The organism is Mesorhizobium hawassense, from assembly GCF_003289945.1.
GTDB classification, from domain to species: domain Bacteria; phylum Pseudomonadota; class Alphaproteobacteria; order Rhizobiales; family Rhizobiaceae; genus Mesorhizobium; species Mesorhizobium hawassense.
This window is the reverse complement of the sequence record NZ_QMBP01000001.1, coordinates 927,942-943,738: the sequence shown is the minus strand read 5'-3', so window position 1 is coordinate 943,738 and position 15,797 is coordinate 927,942. Positions and strand designations below refer to the sequence as shown.

Sequence of the window (15,797 nt, the reverse complement as noted above, 5' to 3'; positions counted from 1 at the left end):
GCCAGCCTCTCCGTTTCAACCATGAGACCCGCTACCCTCACCGCTTGATCTCCCACGTCGTCACGCGCTGGCCGGTGACGGGATCCTTGCCGTCCTTCAACTGTACGCCCTGCGCCAATAGCTCGTCGCGAACCCGATCAGCCTCGGCCCAGTTCTTCGCCGCGATCAGCGCCAAGCGATCGGCGATCGCCTTGGCCACCGCAACCTCATCCACTTTGGCTGCGCCGGTATCGAAGCCGAGGAAGGCAAGCGTGGCCTTCAGCGAAGCGGCAGCACCATCGCCGCCAACCTCGCTTGCCTCGCCAGCCAGCTGCGTCAGGCGTTGGAACGCCGTGTAAGTGGCGAGATCGTCGGACAACGCTTCCACCACCTCGGCCGGCAGGTCCTTTGCCGCCGCGGGCGCGAGGTCGGCGGCGCGCTTCCATTTGCGCAGGGTGTTTTCCGCTTCCTCCAGCTTGCGCACGGAAAAGTCGATCGGCTCGCGGTAGTGCGTCATCAGCATCGCCAGCCTGAGCACCTCGCCCGGCCAGGCGCGGCCGCCAAAAGTCTCGGTCTCCAGCAATTCGTGGATCGAATAGAAATTGCCGAGGCTCTTCGACATCTTCTGGCCCTCGACCTGCAGGAAGCCGTTGTGCATCCAGACATTGGCCATGACCCTGGTGCCGTGGGCACAGCGCGACTGGGCAATCTCGTTCTCGTGGTGCGGGAAGATCAGGTCCAGCCCACCGCCATGGATGTCGAAGACCTCGCCGAGATAGGCGGCCGACATGGCGGAGCATTCGATGTGCCAGCCCGGCCGGCCCCTGCCCCACGGACTTTCCCAGCCGGGCTCTTCCGGACTCGACAATTTCCACAGCACGAAATCGCTGGGGCTCTTCTTGTGCGCGTCGACCGCGATGCGGGCGCCCGCCTGCTGCTCGTCGAGATTGCGCTTCGACAACTCGCCATAGTCCGGCATCGAGGCGGTGTCGAACAGCACCTCGCCGCCGGCGACATAGGCGTGGCCGCGCTCGATCAATTGTGAAATCAGCGACAGCATGTCGGCCTTGCCGTCCGCGCGGGGCGCGACGAACTCCGTCGCCCGCGGCTCGTAGGTCGGCTGCAGGCAGCCCAGTGCCGCGACATCCTTGTGGTACTGGTCGGCGGTCTTTTCGGTGACCTTGCGGATGGCGTCGTTGAGCGACAGTTTTCCGGCCGCGATGTCGTCGCCGAAATCGCGAAGCGCGCGCGCGTTGATCTTGTCGTCGACGTCCGTGACGTTGCGCACATACGTGACATGCGTTTCACCGTAGACTTGGCGCAACAGACGGAAGAGCACGTCGAAGACGATCGCCGGACGCGCATTGCCGATATGGGCAAAGTCGTAGACGGTCGGGCCGCAAACATACATGCGCACATTTTGCGGGTCGATCGGAACGAAAGGTTCCTTCGCCCGCGTTAGCGTATTGTAGAGGCTGAGGCCTTTCGATGCGTCTGACATACGGTCCCGGTCCTTAATTTGGGTTCGCTGAAACCGAATCCGCGCCGCAGCACAAATCTGGCTCCAGCCTGCTGGCCGGGGCGTTTGTCCACTCTAGGGAAAGATGAGGCGAAAACGTCCGGACCAGCGCGAGGCTAGCCAATAATGCAAATGCCACAAATGGCGAAAGACGTTTTCATGGCCGGCTTTATCGCGCCGGCAGGTGTTGCCGTCAAGTCGCTGCACTTGGGAAAGACGTCGTTGGATCACAGGTAAAGACCGGGCGAAACATTTTATTAAACATGTCGGCACAGTGATGAAACATTCGTCGGCTAGACCGCCAGCACGTCACGATTTGGTCCGAATCGACCGCCAAACGCTGAACACGAAACCGTTACCAGGGAAGAGAACAATGGCTCGAAACAAGCAGGAACAGAACCGACAAACGCAGCCCGCACTGGCCAGCCACTACCGCGCGATCGGCCCGGCGGCCATCGTCGCAGCCCTTCTTCATACCGCGAAGAAAAAGAAGCCCGCGCAGAAGATCGTCTCTCCGCGCGCTGCCTGAAAAGGCAGAACCGGCACGGTCCCCGACGATGGGGACGCCGGCGATGAGGGCGCTGAACAGCGCCCGGGACGGGAGGGCCTCCAGAAGCAGCCTTCGCTAAAATAAGCTCATCTGGTCTTCGTCCGCGCCAGGCTTCTGGCGCCCAGCCTTCTCGGTCTGTGGCCCGACGACGCCCCGCTCCTGAATCTCAGGCCCGGTGTTGGCGACCTTGTTGACGAGGTCCGAAACCGGAATCGCTTCGAAGAAATCAGGCTCGGCGGGCTTGAGCAGATCGAGCACGTCGCGAGGCTCCTGCGTGCGGCAATCGAGCCAGCGGGAAAAGTCGCGCTCGTCGATCACCACCGGCATGCGGTCGTGGATGTGAGCAATTCCGGCACTGGCCTCGATCGTTAGAATCGCGCCGGTGTCCATCTCCGAGCCGCCCGGCTCGGAAAAAGTCTCGATCAGGCCGGCGAAGGCGACCACGCCGCCGCGTCGCGGGCGGATCCAGTAGGGCTGCCCCCTGCCGCCGCCCGACTGCTGCCACTCGTAAAAACCGGACGCCGGCACAAGAGCGCGGCGATGGCGCATGGCGGACTTGAACGAGGCCTTTTGCAGCACGCCTTCGGAACGGGCGTTGAACAGCAGAGGAAACGCGCTGGTGTCCTCGACCAGGCGGGGATCAGGCCCCAGCGCACCAGCATCGCCTGGCGGTCCGGCAGGTTCGAGCCCGGCTCCCGCTGCGGGCCGGCAAGCACCATCAGCACCGGCTGAGTCGGCGCGATGTTGTAGCGGGACGGAAATGCCTCCAATTCGGCAAGGCCGAGGCAGGCCGCGGTCTGTTCCGGTGTGGCGGTCAGGGCGAAGCGTCCGGCCATGGATCGGGCTCGTTGAAATTGATTTCGAGGAGAAGGTGGCGATGGAACCACCGCACCGCAACCGCAAAAAAGCAGCTCTCGACTGGCTCGTCCACAAAGGACGGGCTTAGAATGAGCTAAGCGGCGATGCCGCGCGGTCTGAGGGCTGCCGCAACCGCTTCCCAGAAACGATGCCCCTCGGCATCGCCCTCAGCCAGCGCGTTGGCCGCCAGCCTGGCAGCATAGAGATCTGCATCCCAGCGATGGTAATAATCCAATTCGAAGCTTGCGCGGCCGACTTCGAGATAGAATAGCTGCTTCTCGGTCCAGCCATTTGCCATCAGGAATTTCCGCTGCGCATCTTCTTCGTCTTCGGCCACGGAAGCCTCCTTCGTCATCCGCCGAGGATACAGGATGATGCCGCAACGCGCCACAAAAGCAGATCAGACCGATGAATGAGCCGCGAACGACAATCCTCGCCGTTTCCGTCGCCGTCCTGCGCGGCAACACGGTGCTTCTGGTCAAGCGCGCGCGCCCACCATCGCAAGGGGTTTATGCCTATCCGGGCGGCAAAGTGGAGGGCGGCGAGACATTGCCGCAAGCTGCGGCGCGCGAACTGCTTGAAGAAACGGGATTGGAGGCCAGCGACTATCGCCGGCTACGCGACATCCATATCGACGGCAGCGGCGAAGGTCACCCGGTCGACTATCTGCTGACGGTGTTCGGCGCGGCCTATATCGGCGGCGTGCCGGTGGCCAGCGACGATGCCGAGACCGCGGCCTTCTATACGCTGGCGGAAATGGCTGAGATGCCGCTTGCCGGCGAGGTTTTCTCGGTGGCCGAGGCTTTGCTCGGACGCGGTTAGGACGCGTGCACAACCGGCAAAAATCGCCTTGCAGGCGACAAAATGTTTCGCCACAAAGGTTTAGCTCCCTCACGCCAAGGCCTTGATGACCCGCGCCTCGCCCTTTTTTGCCGCATGTCTTGCCATCAGCATGGCAGTCGTGGCGCGGCCGGCGATCGCGGCCGAGGCGCCGTTCGAACCCGGGCTGATGCGGCTGGCGGAAGTGCTCGGCTCGCTGCATTTCCTGCGCAATCTCTGCGGCGAGAAGGGCGACCAGTGGCGGGTCGAGATGGAAAAGCTGCTCGAATCGGAAAATCCCGATCCCGACCGGCGCGCCCGCTTCATCGCCTCGTTCAACCGCGGCTACCGCTCCTTCAGCGGCACTTACACGCAATGCACGCCTTCGGCGACCGAGGCCATCGCCCGCTACATGAAGGAAGGCGAGACGCTCTCGCGCGACATCGCTTCCCGCTACGGCAATTGAGGCCGCTCGGACGGCAGCACGTTTTGCCCAGATTTCTTTGCGAGAAACGGCGTCAATGTGACGTGCCTTATTGTCTCCTGTCCCGCTCTGGTGCAAGCATGTGTTGCACTTGCGCAACAGCGTTAATGAAACGTTAGCGCGCAATTGTGGAATTAACTCAAACTGAAGGTTTTGATGCCGCAAGCCGGTCTAATCGGCTAAGCTCGGCATGAATTGAGGGCAGTCTCGCCGGCAATGTAGATATTGACCCTAAAAATGTCGTATTTACAAAGACTTAAGTGAGGCCGCGAACAGACTGATAGACCAAGCCGGATCCGTTGGACGGATCGCCGCTTGCAGAAGGTGGACATCGCAATGGAACATGGTGTCAGCGACATCGACGCGTTGGTCAGGGAAGAAAAGCGCCTGACCGCCGTGGAGAGCCACAGCGAAGCCTGGGCGGAAGGCCTGTCGGCTGGCATCGAACCGGAAATCATCGCCGAGGCCGCGCTGGAAACCGCCTTCGGCGAAATGCTGCGCGCCAATGGCGAGACCTCGGCGCTCGCGCTCCTCGACCGGATGCGGGAAAAGGTGATTGCCGGCGCGTTCGAGCCGGAACGGCTCAAGCACTAGCCCTTTTTTCGACAGCGATTTCGACAGTGAATTTTTGACGGGGGCGCGCCGTTTGGGCATCATGCCCAACGCGCTTGATCATTTGATGCGCCGCCCGGATCAGGCCGGGTAACAATGGAGAAGCAAGCGGTGAGATTTTCGATGTCCGGCCAGCCATGCGGGCTGACCCTCAACATCCTGATCGCCGCTTCCTGCCTCGCACTGTCCATGTGTCTTACCAGCACGCCATCCTACGCGCTGAGCGAGATCCAGCGCGAGGACCTGCCTTCCCCGGTCACTCCGCCCGCCAGCGCCGCGCCCGGCATCACCGTACCCACGCCGGAAGCACCCGGCTCCAAGCCTTCCGACAGCGGCCAGCCGGCCGACGATACCGACAAGTCCGAGCCGGAAACGCCGCCGGCCAATGGCGGCATCACCAGCCCGCGCACCGATCCCGATGCGCCGCCACCCGCAGTCGTCTACGACCTCGACATGCTTCCCGAACCGGTCAAGCGCATGCACGGGCTGATCATCGAGGCCTGCAGGAGCGGTGACATCGAGAAGCTCAGGCCGCTGATCGGCAAGGGCGATTCCATGACGCAACTGTCGCTGGGCGACATTGACGGCGACCCGGTCACCTTCCTCAAAAGCCTCTCGGGCGACGGCGACGGGCAGGAAATCCTCGCCATCCTCGAAGAGGTGATGTCGGCCGGCTATGTCCATGTCGACACCGGCACGCCGCAGGAACTCTATGTCTGGCCGTATTTCTTCGCGCTGCCGCTCGACAAGCTCGATGCCAGGCAGCGTGTCGAATTGTTCAAGCTGGTCACGGCGAGCGACTATGACGACATGAAGCAGTTCGGTGCCTACATCTTCTACCGCGTCGGCATCACGCCGACGGGCCAGTGGCTGTTCTTCGTCGCCGGGGATTAAAGCAGAAACTCATCGCTTGCGGCCTCGGGCCATATGCGAGCCGCTTCCTCTCGCAAGGCCGAAATAGCGTTGATTGCCACCGCGACATCCATCTGCAGGGCATTGGCCGCGTCGCGCAATTCGCCCTTGTCCCGTAGCTTGCCGACGACCCAAACGACTTTGCGTTCGATGTCAGGGCCATAGGCGGTTTGCGCCTTGTCCAGGGCTTCGGTCGGGATATTTCCGTAGGCCTTGACCAGCATGCCGAGATCTAAGGCATCGCGATATGCGACAGCGCGATCCTGGCATCGATCGGCATTCGCCAGCAGCTTCTCCGCAAACATGTCTGCAGGGACAAGGGCCGGTATTCCAAGATCATCGTCAAAATGACCGCGCAAATCGATGCGGCCCTCCCGGACGACTTCGAACCGGATCGGTTGCCCTTTGAGACGCACAACTGTTCTCAAACCATATTGGTCGATCTGGAAATCCCGGATACCTTCGACGGGCTCACGAAAAAACGCCCGAACACCGCGTTCCGATGCTCGTGTTCGCAGCTCGCGGTAGCCGCCAGCGTCGGCGCAAAGAAAATCCAGATCCAGTGACCGACGATATTCGCCGAGCTTCATGACAATGGCTGTGCCGCCGCCAAACCAGCATTGGTTGGCCGTTAGAAAGTCGCGATCCATCAATCCGAGGGCTTCGGCAATTACCCTATGTTCCGGTTTTCCGAACGCCTTCATGATTTCTACCCGCATTGTCGGGCGCAGTGATTGCGCGCGTCCAGGACAGAAAGATGGATTGTCACGATGTGGTCAGAAGGATACCGTGGCCGAATTCGTCAGCCAACTTCATGATAAGCAGCTTCTCACGCGCCGTAAGGCGCTTTTGATCGACAAATCGCCAGTTGCGCTCGTAAAGCGCAAAGGCCTCTTTCGCCGGGATGGGGCGCGCAACATCGCGGTTCCAGGCGAGCGCCTGGAGCTCGGGAAACTCTGCAGGAATAATCGGCGCAATATTGGCGGTCATAGCGCACCCAAGATAATGCAGAGCGCTTAACAAATCCAATGTTGGCAGGCTAAACCGGAAGCGCCTCGGAAAACTCGACCGCCCTGCCCTGGCCGGGCGTCGCGATCTCGCCTTCCCACATGACGCGCGTGCCGCGCACGATGGTGCCGATCGGCCAGCCGGTCACCTGCTTGCCATCATAGGGCGTCCAGCCCGCCTTGGAGCCGGCCTGGGCGTTGGTGATGGTCTCGCGCCGCTTCAGGTCGACGACGGTGAAATCGGCGTCGTAGCCGGCGGCGATGCGGCCCTTTCTGGCCATGCCGAAGATGCGCTGCGGGCCATGGCTGGAAAGGTCGACGAAACGCTGCAAGGTGAGCCGGCCGGCATTCACATGGTCGAGCATGATCGGCACCAGCGTCTGCACGCCGGTCATGCCCGACGGCGAGGCCGGATAGGTCTTTGCCTTTTCGGCCAGAGTGTGCGGCGCGTGGTCGGACCCCAGCACATCGACGATGCCTTGCGAAATGCCTTGCCAGACGCCGTCGCGGTGGCGCGGGGCCCGCACCGGCGGGTTCATCTGGATCAGCGTGCCAAGCCGCGCATAGTCGTCGGCGCTCAGCGTCAAATGATGTGGCGTCGCCTCGCAGGTCGCGACATCCTTGTGCTGTTCGAGGAAGACGATCTCCTCGGCCGTCGAGATGTGCAGCACATGGATGCGCGCGCGCGTTTGTCTGGCGATGCGGACCAGGCGCTCGGTGCAGCGCAGCGCGGCGATCTCGTCGCGCCAGACGAGATGCGACGACGGATCGCCCTCGACGCGCTCGCCGAGCCGTTCGCGCAGGCGGAACTCGTCCTCCGAATGGAAGGCGGAGCGGCGGCGGGTGTTGCGCAGGATCGACGCGACGCCTTCATCGTCCTCGACCAGGAGATCGCCGGTGGACGAGCCCATGAACACCTTTATGCCGGCCGCTCCCGGCAGCCGTTCCAGTTCGCCGACATCGCCGGCATTGTCGCGCGTGCCGCCGACCCAGAAAGCGAAATCGCAATGCATGCGCCCCGTGGCGCGGCGCACCTTGTCGGCGAGCGCCGCCTCGCTGGCGGTCAGCGGATTGGTGTTGGGCATTTCGAAGACGGCAGTGACGCCGCCGAGCACCGCGGCGCGGGAGCCGGTCTCCAGGTCTTCCTTGTGCTCCAGTCCCGGCTCGCGGAAATGCACCTGGCTGTCGACGACGCCCGGCAGGATGTGCAGACCCGTGCAGTCGATGGTTTCTCCGGCCGAGGCCTGGCCGAGATCGCCGATCCGCGCGATGCGTCCGGCCTTCACGCCAATGTCGCGCGCGCCCTCGCCATCGTGGTTGACCACCGTGCCGCCTGTCAGGATGAGGTCGAAGGTGGTTGCCATTGGCAGGTCCAATCTCTTGCGGGGGGAGTGTGGCCGGCTTACGTAATGACCGAACGTTTTGCAAGATCAGGCCGATTTTACCCTCATGCCCTTTGCCCAGCTCAAAGACCGCGCGCTCATTTCCGTGTCAGGCCCCGATGCCGAGCATTTCCTGCAGAACATCCTCACCACCGATCTCGACGCGCTCGGGCCGGGTCAGGCAAAGCCAGGCGCGCTGCTGGCGCCGCAGGGCAAGATCCTGTTCGATTTCCTGATCTCGCGCACCATCGACAACGGCTTCCAGCTGGAATGCCGGGCCGACATCGCCGACGATTTCATGCGCCGGCTGATGCTTTACCGGCTAAGGGCGAAGGCCGATATTGCCAAGCAGGATCAGACCCTTGTCACGGTTGCGTGGGGCGATGATTCAAGCGGCTCAGTTTCTGATTCAACGGCGCTCGCCGACACGCGCTTCCGCGATGTTGCGGTAAGGCGCAGCTATGGCGGTGAACCAAAGGAGGGCGCTGATCCCGAAGCATGGCAGGCGCTGCGCATCGCCAACGGCATTGCCGAAAGCGGTTCCGACTACCAGCTCGGCGACGCCTTCCCGCATGACGTGCTGCTCGACGAAACCGGCGGCGTCGACTTCAAGAAGGGCTGCTATATCGGCCAGGAAGTGGTCTCGCGCATGCAGCATCGTGGCACCGCGCGGCGCCGCGTGCTGATCGCCTCGGCCGAAAGTCCCCTGCCCGCTTCGGGAACCGAGCTTACCGTTGCCGGCCGGCCAGTGGGCACGCTCGGGTCCGTCGGCGGCCGGACCGGTCTTGCCATCGCCCGTATCGACCGCGTCAAGGCGGCGCTCGATTCCGGCGAGGGGATCATAGCCAGCGAGACCCCGCTAACGCTCGCGATCCCCGCCTGGGCAAAATTCACCTTCCCGCAGGATGCGGCCAGCGCGGAGGAGGCCTGATGGCGGCCGACCGGGCCGGCGCGCCGCCGCGCGCCTGGCAACGCATGCTTTCGGGCCGGCGGCTCGATCTGCTCGACCCCTCGCCGCTCGACATCGAGATTGCCGACATTGCGCATGGCCTTGCCCGCGTCGCCCGCTGGAACGGCCAGACCAGCGGCGATCACGCTTTCTCCGTCGCGCAGCATTCGCTGCTGGTCGAGGCGCTCTATGGCGAGCTGGCGCCGGAGGCCAGCGCCGAGGCAAGACTTGCCGCGCTGCTGCACGATGCGCCCGAATATGTCATCGGCGACATGATCTCGCCGTTCAAATCGGTGATGGGCGGCTCCTACAAGGACTGCGAGTCGCGCCTGCAGCGCGCCATCCATCAGCGTTTCTCGCTGCCGGCGGAGCTCACTGCCTCCCTGGGCAAGGACATCAAGCGCGCCGACCAGATCGCCGCCTATTACGAGGCGACGCTGCTGGCCGGCTTTTCGACCGCGGAGGCGACCGAGTATTTCGGCCGGCCGCGCGGCTTTTCCGCCGACCGCTTCGACGTCACGCCAAAATCCGTGACCTGGGCGCAAACGGCTTTTCTCAAGCGTTTCAAGACGCTGGAAGCCAAGCGCCAGTCTTCGCTTGCGGTGAATTCGACGACCTAGGGCGTTCCACCGTTTCGCGGACACGGCGAACCGCTCTATCTCTTTGTTTTGATGCAATTCCGGACGGAAACCGCTCACATTCTTCCTGGAATTGCCCAGGGGACCTACCAGCCGTCGCTTTGGCGTAATCTGCTGCTGTGATGGCGCGCTTCGTCAATGAACAGACCAGCGCCTGGTCCTAGATTTCCGTCAAGCAAGATGAGAGAGGCAATCATGTTTGACAGGAACAAGAAGACAGCCCTGGTGACCGGCGCGTCGTCCGGCATGGGTAAGGAAATCGCCAAGCGTCTGATCAAGGACGGCTTTCAGGTCTACGTGGCCGCGCGCCAGACGGAGAAGATGGAAGACCTAGCGGCGCTCGGGGCACGCCCGCTACGCATGGACATTTCGAAGGACTCCGATATCGGCGCGGCGGTCACCGGCATCCTCGCCGAAGTCGACGGTGTCGATGTCCTCGTCAACAATGCGGGCTTCGGGCTCTATGGGCCGGTCGAGGATATCGGCATCGACGAAGCGCGCTATCAGTTCGAAGTGAACGTCTTCGGCCCTGCCCGCCTGACGCAGCTCCTGCTGCCGGCGATGCGCCGGAAGAAGGCAGGCACGATCGTCAACATCACCTCGATGGGCGGCAAAATCTATACCTTGCTTGGCGCCTGGTATCACGCGACCAAGCATGCGCTCGAAGGCTGGTCGGACAGCCTGCGGCTCGAGCTTGCCCCTTTCGGCATCAAGGTCGTGGTCGTCGAGCCGGGCCTTATCGAAACCGGGTTCGGCGATGTCGTCGCTGACGGGCTTTTGAAGCGATCCGGCGCCAGCGTCTACGCGAAGGTGGCCCAGACGGTGGCGAAGGCGACGAAAGCGAGCTACGGCCACGGGCTCGGCAGCCACCCGCGCGTTATCGCCAACGTGGTCTCGGCGGCTGTGCGATCGGGCAGGCCGCGGACGCGCTACGCCGCCGGCAAGTATGCGAAAATGATGATCGGCGTCAGGAAGTGGTTCGGCGATCGCATGTTCGACCGCCTGATCCTCAGCCAGATGAAATGAGCGGCGCAAGCTGCGCGAACAGGAGAAACCGGGTATGAGCGGCGTTCCGGGCGACAGATGCAAGGTGCCGCGCGCATTCTGGCGGGCTGTGGAGCGTGTCGGCCTGCCCGCGCCAGCCGTGTTGCGGCAGGCCCGGCTTCCCGCCACCCTTCACCTCAACGAACAGGCTTTCGTCACGACCGCCCAATATTTCGCGCTGTGGAGGGCTCTCGAAGAGCTCTACGCGAAACCGGATCTGGGCTTGCGGCTGGTCGAGGTCGCCGACACCGCGATCCATCCGCCCTCCACGCTCGCCGCCTTCCACGCGCGCAACTATCGGGACGGCATCGGCCGGATTGCTCGCTTTAAACGCCTTTGCTCGCCCGAGCAGCTGCATGTCGCCGAAGAGAACGGTGAATGCGCGATAAGCTCCAAGTGGATCTACGCCGCCGAACCGACGCCCGCGGTTGCCACCGACGTCGCGTTTGCCTTTCTGGTCGAACTTGGCCGACGGGGAACAGGGCAGCATCTTTTGCCTCTTCGTGTCGAACTCACGCGATCCGAGGACAGGAGCGACGCGCATCGTGGCTATTTCGGATGTCCGATCCGCTACCGGTCGGCTCGCGACCTGCTGGTTCTGCGCTCCGCCGATCTCGACCGCCCCTTTCCGGGCCACAACCCCGAGCTTCTCGAGATTCTCACCCCTGCACTTTCCGCTGCGCTGGGCGAGCTCCAGGCGCAAAGCTCGACCAGTGAGCAGGTGAAGATCGTTCTGAAGCGAAGCCTTGCCAGCGGAAGGCCCGAGCTTTCCGACATCGCGCGCGAGCTTGGCATGAGCGAACGCACGCTGCAGCGGCGCATTACCGAGGAAGGAACGAGCTTTCGCGAGCTTCTCGTCAACGCGCGACAGGAACTCGGCCGACAGCTCTTGGCCGACCCCTCGGCCGACATCGACGAGGTCGCCTGCCTGCTCGGTTACCAGGATACCAGTTCCTTCTATCGTGCCTTCCGCGACTGGGAGGGTACGACGCCCAACCGTTGGCGGGAGCTCAATTTCGATCGTTTTAAACCGGCTGTTGCGGGCGGCCTCATTCACTAAAATCGCATCTCGCACTGTCTTGGGGTCTGCCGCGCCATTGGCGCTTTACGCAAGTCGGTTGGCGCCCTTCGTCACTGCGGGATCCACCCGAGAGCGCTACCAAACCCTCGTCGAATTAACCCGAACGACGAGGAAGATATGTCCGACAAAATATGGTTCATCACAGGCGCATCGCGCGGTTTCGGCCGCATCTGGGCCGAGGCCGCGCTGAAGCGCGGTGACAAGGTGGCGGCATCGGCTCGCAACCCAGCGAGCCTGACCGACCTCAAGAAGAATTACGGCGACGCCCTACTGCCGCTGGCCCTCGACGTGACCGACAGCGGTCAGGCCACCGAAGTGGTCGAGCAGGCGCATCGCCATTTCGGCCGCCTCGACATCGTCCTCAATAACGCCGGGTACGCGCTGGTCGGCGCGGTGGAAGAAGCGGCCGAAGTGGCCGTCCGCGCCGAATTCGAAACCAACTTCTTTGGTGCATTGCACGTAATCCAGGCCGCCCTGCCACTGCTGCGTGAACAAGGCAGCGGCCATATCCTGGCCGTCTCCAGCGTCTCGGGCATCGTGGCAAGCCCTATAGTAGGCTTTTACAACGCCTCCAAATGGGCGCTCGAGGCTCTGCACGAAAGCCTCGCCCAGGAGGTCAAGAGCTTCGGCATCAAGGTGACGCTGCTGGAGCCCGGCGCCTATGCAACGGATTTCTCCAGCCAATCGTCGCTTAGAATGTCCGGCGGTATAGAGGCCTATGCGGCGCTTAAGGCTCAGGTCTTCGCCGCGGGCGCGGCAATGGAATTCGGCGATCCGCAGGCCACGGCCGAAGCCGTACTGAAGATCGTCGATCTACAAGAGCCGCCGCTGCGCTTCTTTGTCGGCACCGAAGGGCTGCCGGCCGCCCGCGCAGCCTATGCCGACCGTCTGGCCACCTGGGAGGCGTGGCAGGCTCTGTCGAACGCGGCTCAGGGCACTCCGAGGAAACATACCATCGCGGCGCTTTAGCAGGACCAGGCGGAAGTCGCGGGCCGGCAATTCTCGCTTTGTCGGCCACGACATTCATTCAAGAAACTCACAGGCTCTTCCGAGGAGGCTCAATGCAAAGCGATTTCTGGATGTTCTTTCGGTCCTGGATGGCCGCACCGCTGCGGGTGGCTGCCATCGCTCCATCCGGCAACGCGCTCGCCAGGATCATCACCCAGGACATCACTTCCGAGACGGGACGGGTGATCGAGTTGGGACCCGGTACCGGCGTCTTCACGGCAAAACTCTTGGAGCGCGGCGTGCGGCCGGAAGACCTCACTTTGGTTGAATATGGTGAGAACTTCGCTCGACATCTGGAAGCTCGATATCCTGGGGCCCGCGTGCTTCGGATGGACGCGGCCTGTGTGGGAGAGTTGGAATTTCGCGATGCACCGGTGGGGGCCGTGATCAGCGGCCTGCCGTTGCTGAGCATGCCCGACCAGAAGGTGATAGCAATTCTCGACGGCGCGTTCGCGCATCTGCGACCCGGCGCGGCATTCTACCAATTCACTTATGGGCCCCGCTGTCCGGTCGCGCGACCTATCCTCGAAGGACTGGACCTCGCGGCGACGTATGTTGGGCGCACGATGTTGAATGTCCCGCCTGCTTCCGTCTACAGGATCTCCAGGCGCCAAAGCCGCACGATGAAGACCGCGGCTTTTAACAGCGCTAGAGAGCCATCCCGGACGAACGCTTGACGGCGCCCGGTCAGAAGCAAACTTTCCTGCCATGAACCAGCCCCATAAAAGAACGCTAAATTAACCGGCGACCACGACAGTATTGCGTTCGGTCACGGTCCGAAGGCGTGCTCATGCCTGGCGCACATGTCAAGACTGGCTCGGCCGCCGGCAGGCGAAGAACGGCCGGTATTGGTCCGGCTCGACGCATAGCGGAAGAACTTCGTGCACAAAATGAACGCTTTTCGGCGGCCGTCGAGAACATGTCGCATGGCCTGTGCATGTTCGATGCCGACGAGCGGATGATCATCTGCAACCGCAACTACATCGACATCTTCCATCTCGACGCCAAGATGGTGAAACCGGGCATACGCTTCTTCGATATCCTGCAGCACAGCGTCGATATCGGCATTGCCGCGCAAAGCGCGGCGGCGCTTTACGCGATCCGCAAGCCTTATATCGACGGCGCCAGGCCCTCGACCTACGAGGAAGTGCTGTCGGATGGGCACATTATCGTCATTTCGCACCGGCCGATCGCCGTCGGCGGCTGGGTGTCGATCTACGAGGATGTGACCGAACAGCGGCGCGCCGAAGCGGAATTGAAGGAGCAGCACCGCCGCTTCGACGCCGCGCTGGCCAACATGTCGCAGGGCCTGCTGATGTACAGCGCCGAGGGCCGGCTGATCGTGCGCAACCAGCGCTTCCTGGATTTGTGCAACGCCAAGGCCGCGGATTTCGCGCTTGGCATGACGCACGGCCAGATGCTGGAGAAACTCGTTGCCCTGCGCATCTTCATGCCCGTTGAAATCGATATCGAGGTGGGAAAGACGAAGGCGGCTCTGGACGCGGGCCAGTCGCGCTCGAGCTATCGCGAGTTCGTCGATGGCCGAACGCTGTTTGTTTCGCGCCGGCCGCTCGCCGGAGGCGGCTGGGTTGCCACCTTCGAGGATGTCACCGAGCGGCGGCGCGTCGAAGAGCGCATGACGCATCTTGCTCATCACGACACGCTGACCAACCTGCCCAACCGCTCGATGTTTCGCGAAAGGCTGGACCAGGCGCTCGGCGAGGCCAAGGCCGGGCCGCTGGCGATCTTCTCGCTCGACCTCGACCGCTTCAAGGCCGTCAACGACACATTCGGCCACCCGGCCGGAGACTGGCTGCTGAAATGCGTCGCCAAGCGGCTGCAGCACGCCGTGCGCGGCAGCAAGGACGTGGTGGCGCGCTTCGGCGGCGACGAGTTCGCCATCATCCAGTCCGGCATCAAGAGCGCCGCCGACGCCGAAAAGCTCGCCAAGCGCATCGTCGAGATCGTCGGCAAGCCCTATCGCGACAAGGGGCGCGAAATGCATGTGGGCGCGAGCCTCGGCATCGCGCTCTATCCCGGCGACGGGCACGATGCCGACACGCTGCTCACCAACGCCGACATGGCGCTCTACCGGGGCAAGAGCGAAGGCCGCAATGTCTATCGCTTCTTCGAGCCGGGCATGGATGCCCTGATGCGGGAGCGCCGGGCGCTCGAGGTCGAACTCGAAGCAGCACTCCCCAAGCGCGAATTCGAGCTCGATTTCCAGCCGATCCTCAACATAGGCTCCGGCGCAATCGTCGGCGCGGAAGCCCTGATGCGCTGGCGCTCGCCGGCGCGCGGCCTCGTCTCGCCGGAAAACTTCATCCCGGTCGCCGAGGAGACCGGATTGATCGTGCAACTCGGCGACTGGGCACTGCGCAAGGCGTGCAACGTGGCTGCAAGCTGGCCGCCCGACATGCGCATGGCCGTCAATGTCTCAGCCGCGCAGATCAAGAGCGGCGGCTTCGCCCGCAGCGTGATTTCGGCGCTTGCCTTTTCCCGCCTGCCGGCCGAGCGGCTGGAGCTCGAAATCACCGAGACGGTGATGATGGACGAAAGCGACGCGGTGCTGAAGACGCTCAGCCAGTTGCGCGGCCTCGGCGTGCGCATCGCGCTCGACGATTTCGGCACCGGCTATTCCTCGCTCGGCTATCTGCGCCGCTTTCCCGTCGACAAGATCAAGATCGACCGCTCCTTCATCCGCGACCTCGACAAGCGCGACACGGCGGCGATCGTGCGCACGGTGATCGGGCTCGGCTTGGAGCTCGGCATCACCGTCACCGCCGAAGGCGTCGAGACCGAAGCTCAGCTCGACATGTTGCGCAAAGCCGGCTGCGGCGAAGCGCAAGGCTATCTGATCGGGGTGCCAACCAAGGCGTCCGACATAGGCGGGCTGCTGCGCTCACAGGCGCTGCTGCGCCAATCCGGTTGATGCCAAGCACCGTCAACGCAGCG

General features: G+C 63.1%; 17 protein-coding genes and 1 pseudogene. 12 read left to right on the top strand and 6 right to left on the bottom strand.

What is annotated here, in order from left to right; translation table 11 throughout:
• Nucleotides 1-37: 37 nt before the first annotated feature.
• On the bottom strand, nt 38-1,480 hold the full coding sequence (gene cysS, locus DPM33_RS04250; RefSeq protein ID WP_112095805.1) for a cysteine--tRNA ligase: 1,443 nt from the start codon (nt 1,478-1,480) through the stop codon (nt 38-40).
• Between the two features lie 391 nt (nt 1,481-1,871).
• Here cysS and DPM33_RS04245 point away from each other — a divergent pair, with 391 nt between their 5' ends.
• Nucleotides 1,872-2,027, top strand: coding sequence for a hypothetical protein (locus DPM33_RS04245; protein ID WP_112095803.1), 156 nt, complete (start codon nt 1,872-1,874; stop codon nt 2,025-2,027).
• Between the two features lie 96 nt (nt 2,028-2,123).
• On the opposite strand, the pseudogene DPM33_RS04240 reads toward DPM33_RS04245, so the two are convergent.
• Together DPM33_RS04240 and DPM33_RS04235 are read right to left on the bottom strand one after the other, a co-directional pair.
• Nucleotides 2,124-2,884 (bottom strand): annotated as a pseudogene (locus tag DPM33_RS04240) (SOS response-associated peptidase).
• A 116-nt stretch (nt 2,885-3,000) separates the two neighbouring features.
• Complete coding sequence (locus DPM33_RS04235; protein ID WP_146770194.1) at nt 3,001-3,243, bottom strand: hypothetical protein; 243 nt, start codon at nt 3,241-3,243, stop codon at nt 3,001-3,003.
• Nucleotides 3,244-3,314: 71 nt separating this feature from the next.
• Between DPM33_RS04235 and DPM33_RS04230 the strand changes: the two genes are divergently transcribed.
• The 4 genes from DPM33_RS04230 to DPM33_RS04215 all read left to right on the top strand — a co-directional run bounded on the left by DPM33_RS04230 (nt 3,315) and on the right by DPM33_RS04215 (nt 5,715).
• Nucleotides 3,315-3,728, top strand: a complete 414-nt coding sequence (locus DPM33_RS04230; RefSeq protein ID WP_112095799.1) for an NUDIX hydrolase — start codon at nt 3,315-3,317, stop codon at nt 3,726-3,728.
• Nucleotides 3,729-3,813: 85 nt separating this feature from the next.
• Nucleotides 3,814-4,191: a TIGR02301 family protein gene (locus DPM33_RS04225; RefSeq protein WP_112095797.1), complete on the top strand. Its 378-nt coding sequence runs from the start codon at nt 3,814-3,816 to the stop codon at nt 4,189-4,191.
• A 354-nt stretch (nt 4,192-4,545) separates the two neighbouring features.
• Nucleotides 4,546-4,803, top strand: coding sequence for a hypothetical protein (locus tag DPM33_RS04220; protein WP_040984202.1), 258 nt, complete (start codon nt 4,546-4,548; stop codon nt 4,801-4,803).
• Nucleotides 4,804-4,932: 129 nt separating this feature from the next.
• A complete protein-coding gene (locus tag DPM33_RS04215) occupies nt 4,933-5,715 on the top strand; it encodes a YML083C domain-containing protein (RefSeq protein ID WP_112095795.1) in 783 nt (260 codons plus the stop codon).
• Here DPM33_RS04215 and DPM33_RS04210 read toward each other — a convergent pair.
• The 3 genes from DPM33_RS04210 to DPM33_RS04200 are packed head-to-tail and all read right to left on the bottom strand — an operon-like array spanning nt 5,712 to nt 8,104.
• Entirely contained in the window at nt 5,712-6,452 is a 741-nt protein-coding gene (locus DPM33_RS04210; RefSeq protein WP_245441986.1) for a nucleotidyl transferase AbiEii/AbiGii toxin family protein, read from the bottom strand. The genes DPM33_RS04215 and DPM33_RS04210 overlap by 4 nt on opposite strands.
• A 46-nt stretch (nt 6,453-6,498) precedes the next feature.
• On the bottom strand, nt 6,499-6,723 hold the full coding sequence (locus tag DPM33_RS04205) for a hypothetical protein (protein WP_112095792.1): 225 nt from the start codon (nt 6,721-6,723) through the stop codon (nt 6,499-6,501).
• 49 nt (nt 6,724-6,772) lie between these two features.
• Nucleotides 6,773-8,104 carry a dihydroorotase gene (locus tag DPM33_RS04200; RefSeq protein ID WP_112095790.1) on the bottom strand — a complete coding sequence of 444 codons (1,332 nt, stop codon included), beginning with the start codon at nt 8,102-8,104 and terminating at the stop codon, nt 6,773-6,775.
• An 85-nt stretch (nt 8,105-8,189) separates the two neighbouring features.
• Between DPM33_RS04200 and ygfZ the strand changes: the two genes are divergently transcribed.
• The 7 genes from ygfZ (at nt 8,190) to DPM33_RS04165 (ending at nt 15,774) form a co-directional block, all read left to right on the top strand.
• A complete protein-coding gene (gene ygfZ / locus DPM33_RS04195) occupies nt 8,190-9,053 on the top strand; it encodes a CAF17-like 4Fe-4S cluster assembly/insertion protein YgfZ (RefSeq protein ID WP_112095788.1) in 864 nt (287 codons plus the stop codon).
• Nucleotides 9,053-9,691 carry a YfbR-like 5'-deoxynucleotidase gene (locus tag DPM33_RS04190; protein WP_112095786.1) on the top strand — a complete coding sequence of 213 codons (639 nt, stop codon included), beginning with the start codon at nt 9,053-9,055 and terminating at the stop codon, nt 9,689-9,691. The genes ygfZ and DPM33_RS04190 overlap by 1 nt, the downstream gene beginning before the upstream one ends.
• A 213-nt stretch (nt 9,692-9,904) precedes the next feature.
• Nucleotides 9,905-10,735: an oxidoreductase gene (locus tag DPM33_RS04185; RefSeq protein WP_112095784.1), complete on the top strand. Its 831-nt coding sequence runs from the start codon at nt 9,905-9,907 to the stop codon at nt 10,733-10,735.
• Nucleotides 10,736-10,769: 34 nt separating this feature from the next.
• A complete protein-coding gene (locus tag DPM33_RS04180; protein ID WP_112095783.1) occupies nt 10,770-11,813 on the top strand; it encodes an AraC family transcriptional regulator in 1,044 nt (347 codons plus the stop codon).
• A gap of 138 nt (nt 11,814-11,951) precedes the next feature.
• The gene (locus DPM33_RS04175; protein WP_112095781.1) at nt 11,952-12,803 is read left to right on the top strand and encodes an SDR family NAD(P)-dependent oxidoreductase; all 852 of its coding nucleotides are present in this window, start codon (nt 11,952-11,954) and stop codon (nt 12,801-12,803) included.
• Nucleotides 12,804-12,895: 92 nt separating this feature from the next.
• Complete coding sequence (locus DPM33_RS04170; protein ID WP_112095780.1) at nt 12,896-13,519, top strand: class I SAM-dependent methyltransferase; 624 nt, start codon at nt 12,896-12,898, stop codon at nt 13,517-13,519.
• Between the two features lie 260 nt (nt 13,520-13,779).
• The gene (locus DPM33_RS04165; protein WP_245441985.1) at nt 13,780-15,774 is read left to right on the top strand and encodes an EAL domain-containing protein; all 1,995 of its coding nucleotides are present in this window, start codon (nt 13,780-13,782) and stop codon (nt 15,772-15,774) included.
• Nucleotides 15,775-15,797 lie beyond the last annotated feature (23 nt).

Coding starts and splice junctions, on each gene's coding strand:
- DPM33_RS04205 (WP_112095792.1), bottom strand. CDS start 6,723: ATGACCGCCAATATTGCGCCGATTATTCCTGCAGAGTTTCCCGAGCTC.
- DPM33_RS04225 (WP_112095797.1), top strand. CDS start 3,814: ATGACCCGCGCCTCGCCCTTTTTTGCCGCATGTCTTGCCATCAGCATG.
- DPM33_RS04165 (WP_245441985.1), top strand. CDS start 13,780: ATGTTCGATGCCGACGAGCGGATGATCATCTGCAACCGCAACTACATC.
- DPM33_RS04175 (WP_112095781.1), top strand. CDS start 11,952: ATGTCCGACAAAATATGGTTCATCACAGGCGCATCGCGCGGTTTCGGC.
- DPM33_RS04220 (WP_040984202.1), top strand. CDS start 4,546: ATGGAACATGGTGTCAGCGACATCGACGCGTTGGTCAGGGAAGAAAAG.
- DPM33_RS04200 (WP_112095790.1), bottom strand. CDS start 8,104: ATGGCAACCACCTTCGACCTCATCCTGACAGGCGGCACGGTGGTCAAC.
- ygfZ (WP_112095788.1), top strand. CDS start 8,190: ATGCCCTTTGCCCAGCTCAAAGACCGCGCGCTCATTTCCGTGTCAGGC.
- DPM33_RS04210 (WP_245441986.1), bottom strand. CDS start 6,452: ATGCGGGTAGAAATCATGAAGGCGTTCGGAAAACCGGAACATAGGGTA.
- DPM33_RS04190 (WP_112095786.1), top strand. CDS start 9,053: ATGGCGGCCGACCGGGCCGGCGCGCCGCCGCGCGCCTGGCAACGCATG.
- DPM33_RS04180 (WP_112095783.1), top strand. CDS start 10,770: ATGAGCGGCGTTCCGGGCGACAGATGCAAGGTGCCGCGCGCATTCTGG.
- DPM33_RS04185 (WP_112095784.1), top strand. CDS start 9,905: ATGTTTGACAGGAACAAGAAGACAGCCCTGGTGACCGGCGCGTCGTCC.
- cysS (WP_112095805.1), bottom strand. CDS start 1,480: ATGTCAGACGCATCGAAAGGCCTCAGCCTCTACAATACGCTAACGCGG.
- DPM33_RS04170 (WP_112095780.1), top strand. CDS start 12,896: ATGCAAAGCGATTTCTGGATGTTCTTTCGGTCCTGGATGGCCGCACCG.
- DPM33_RS04245 (WP_112095803.1), top strand. CDS start 1,872: ATGGCTCGAAACAAGCAGGAACAGAACCGACAAACGCAGCCCGCACTG.
- DPM33_RS04230 (WP_112095799.1), top strand. CDS start 3,315: ATGAATGAGCCGCGAACGACAATCCTCGCCGTTTCCGTCGCCGTCCTG.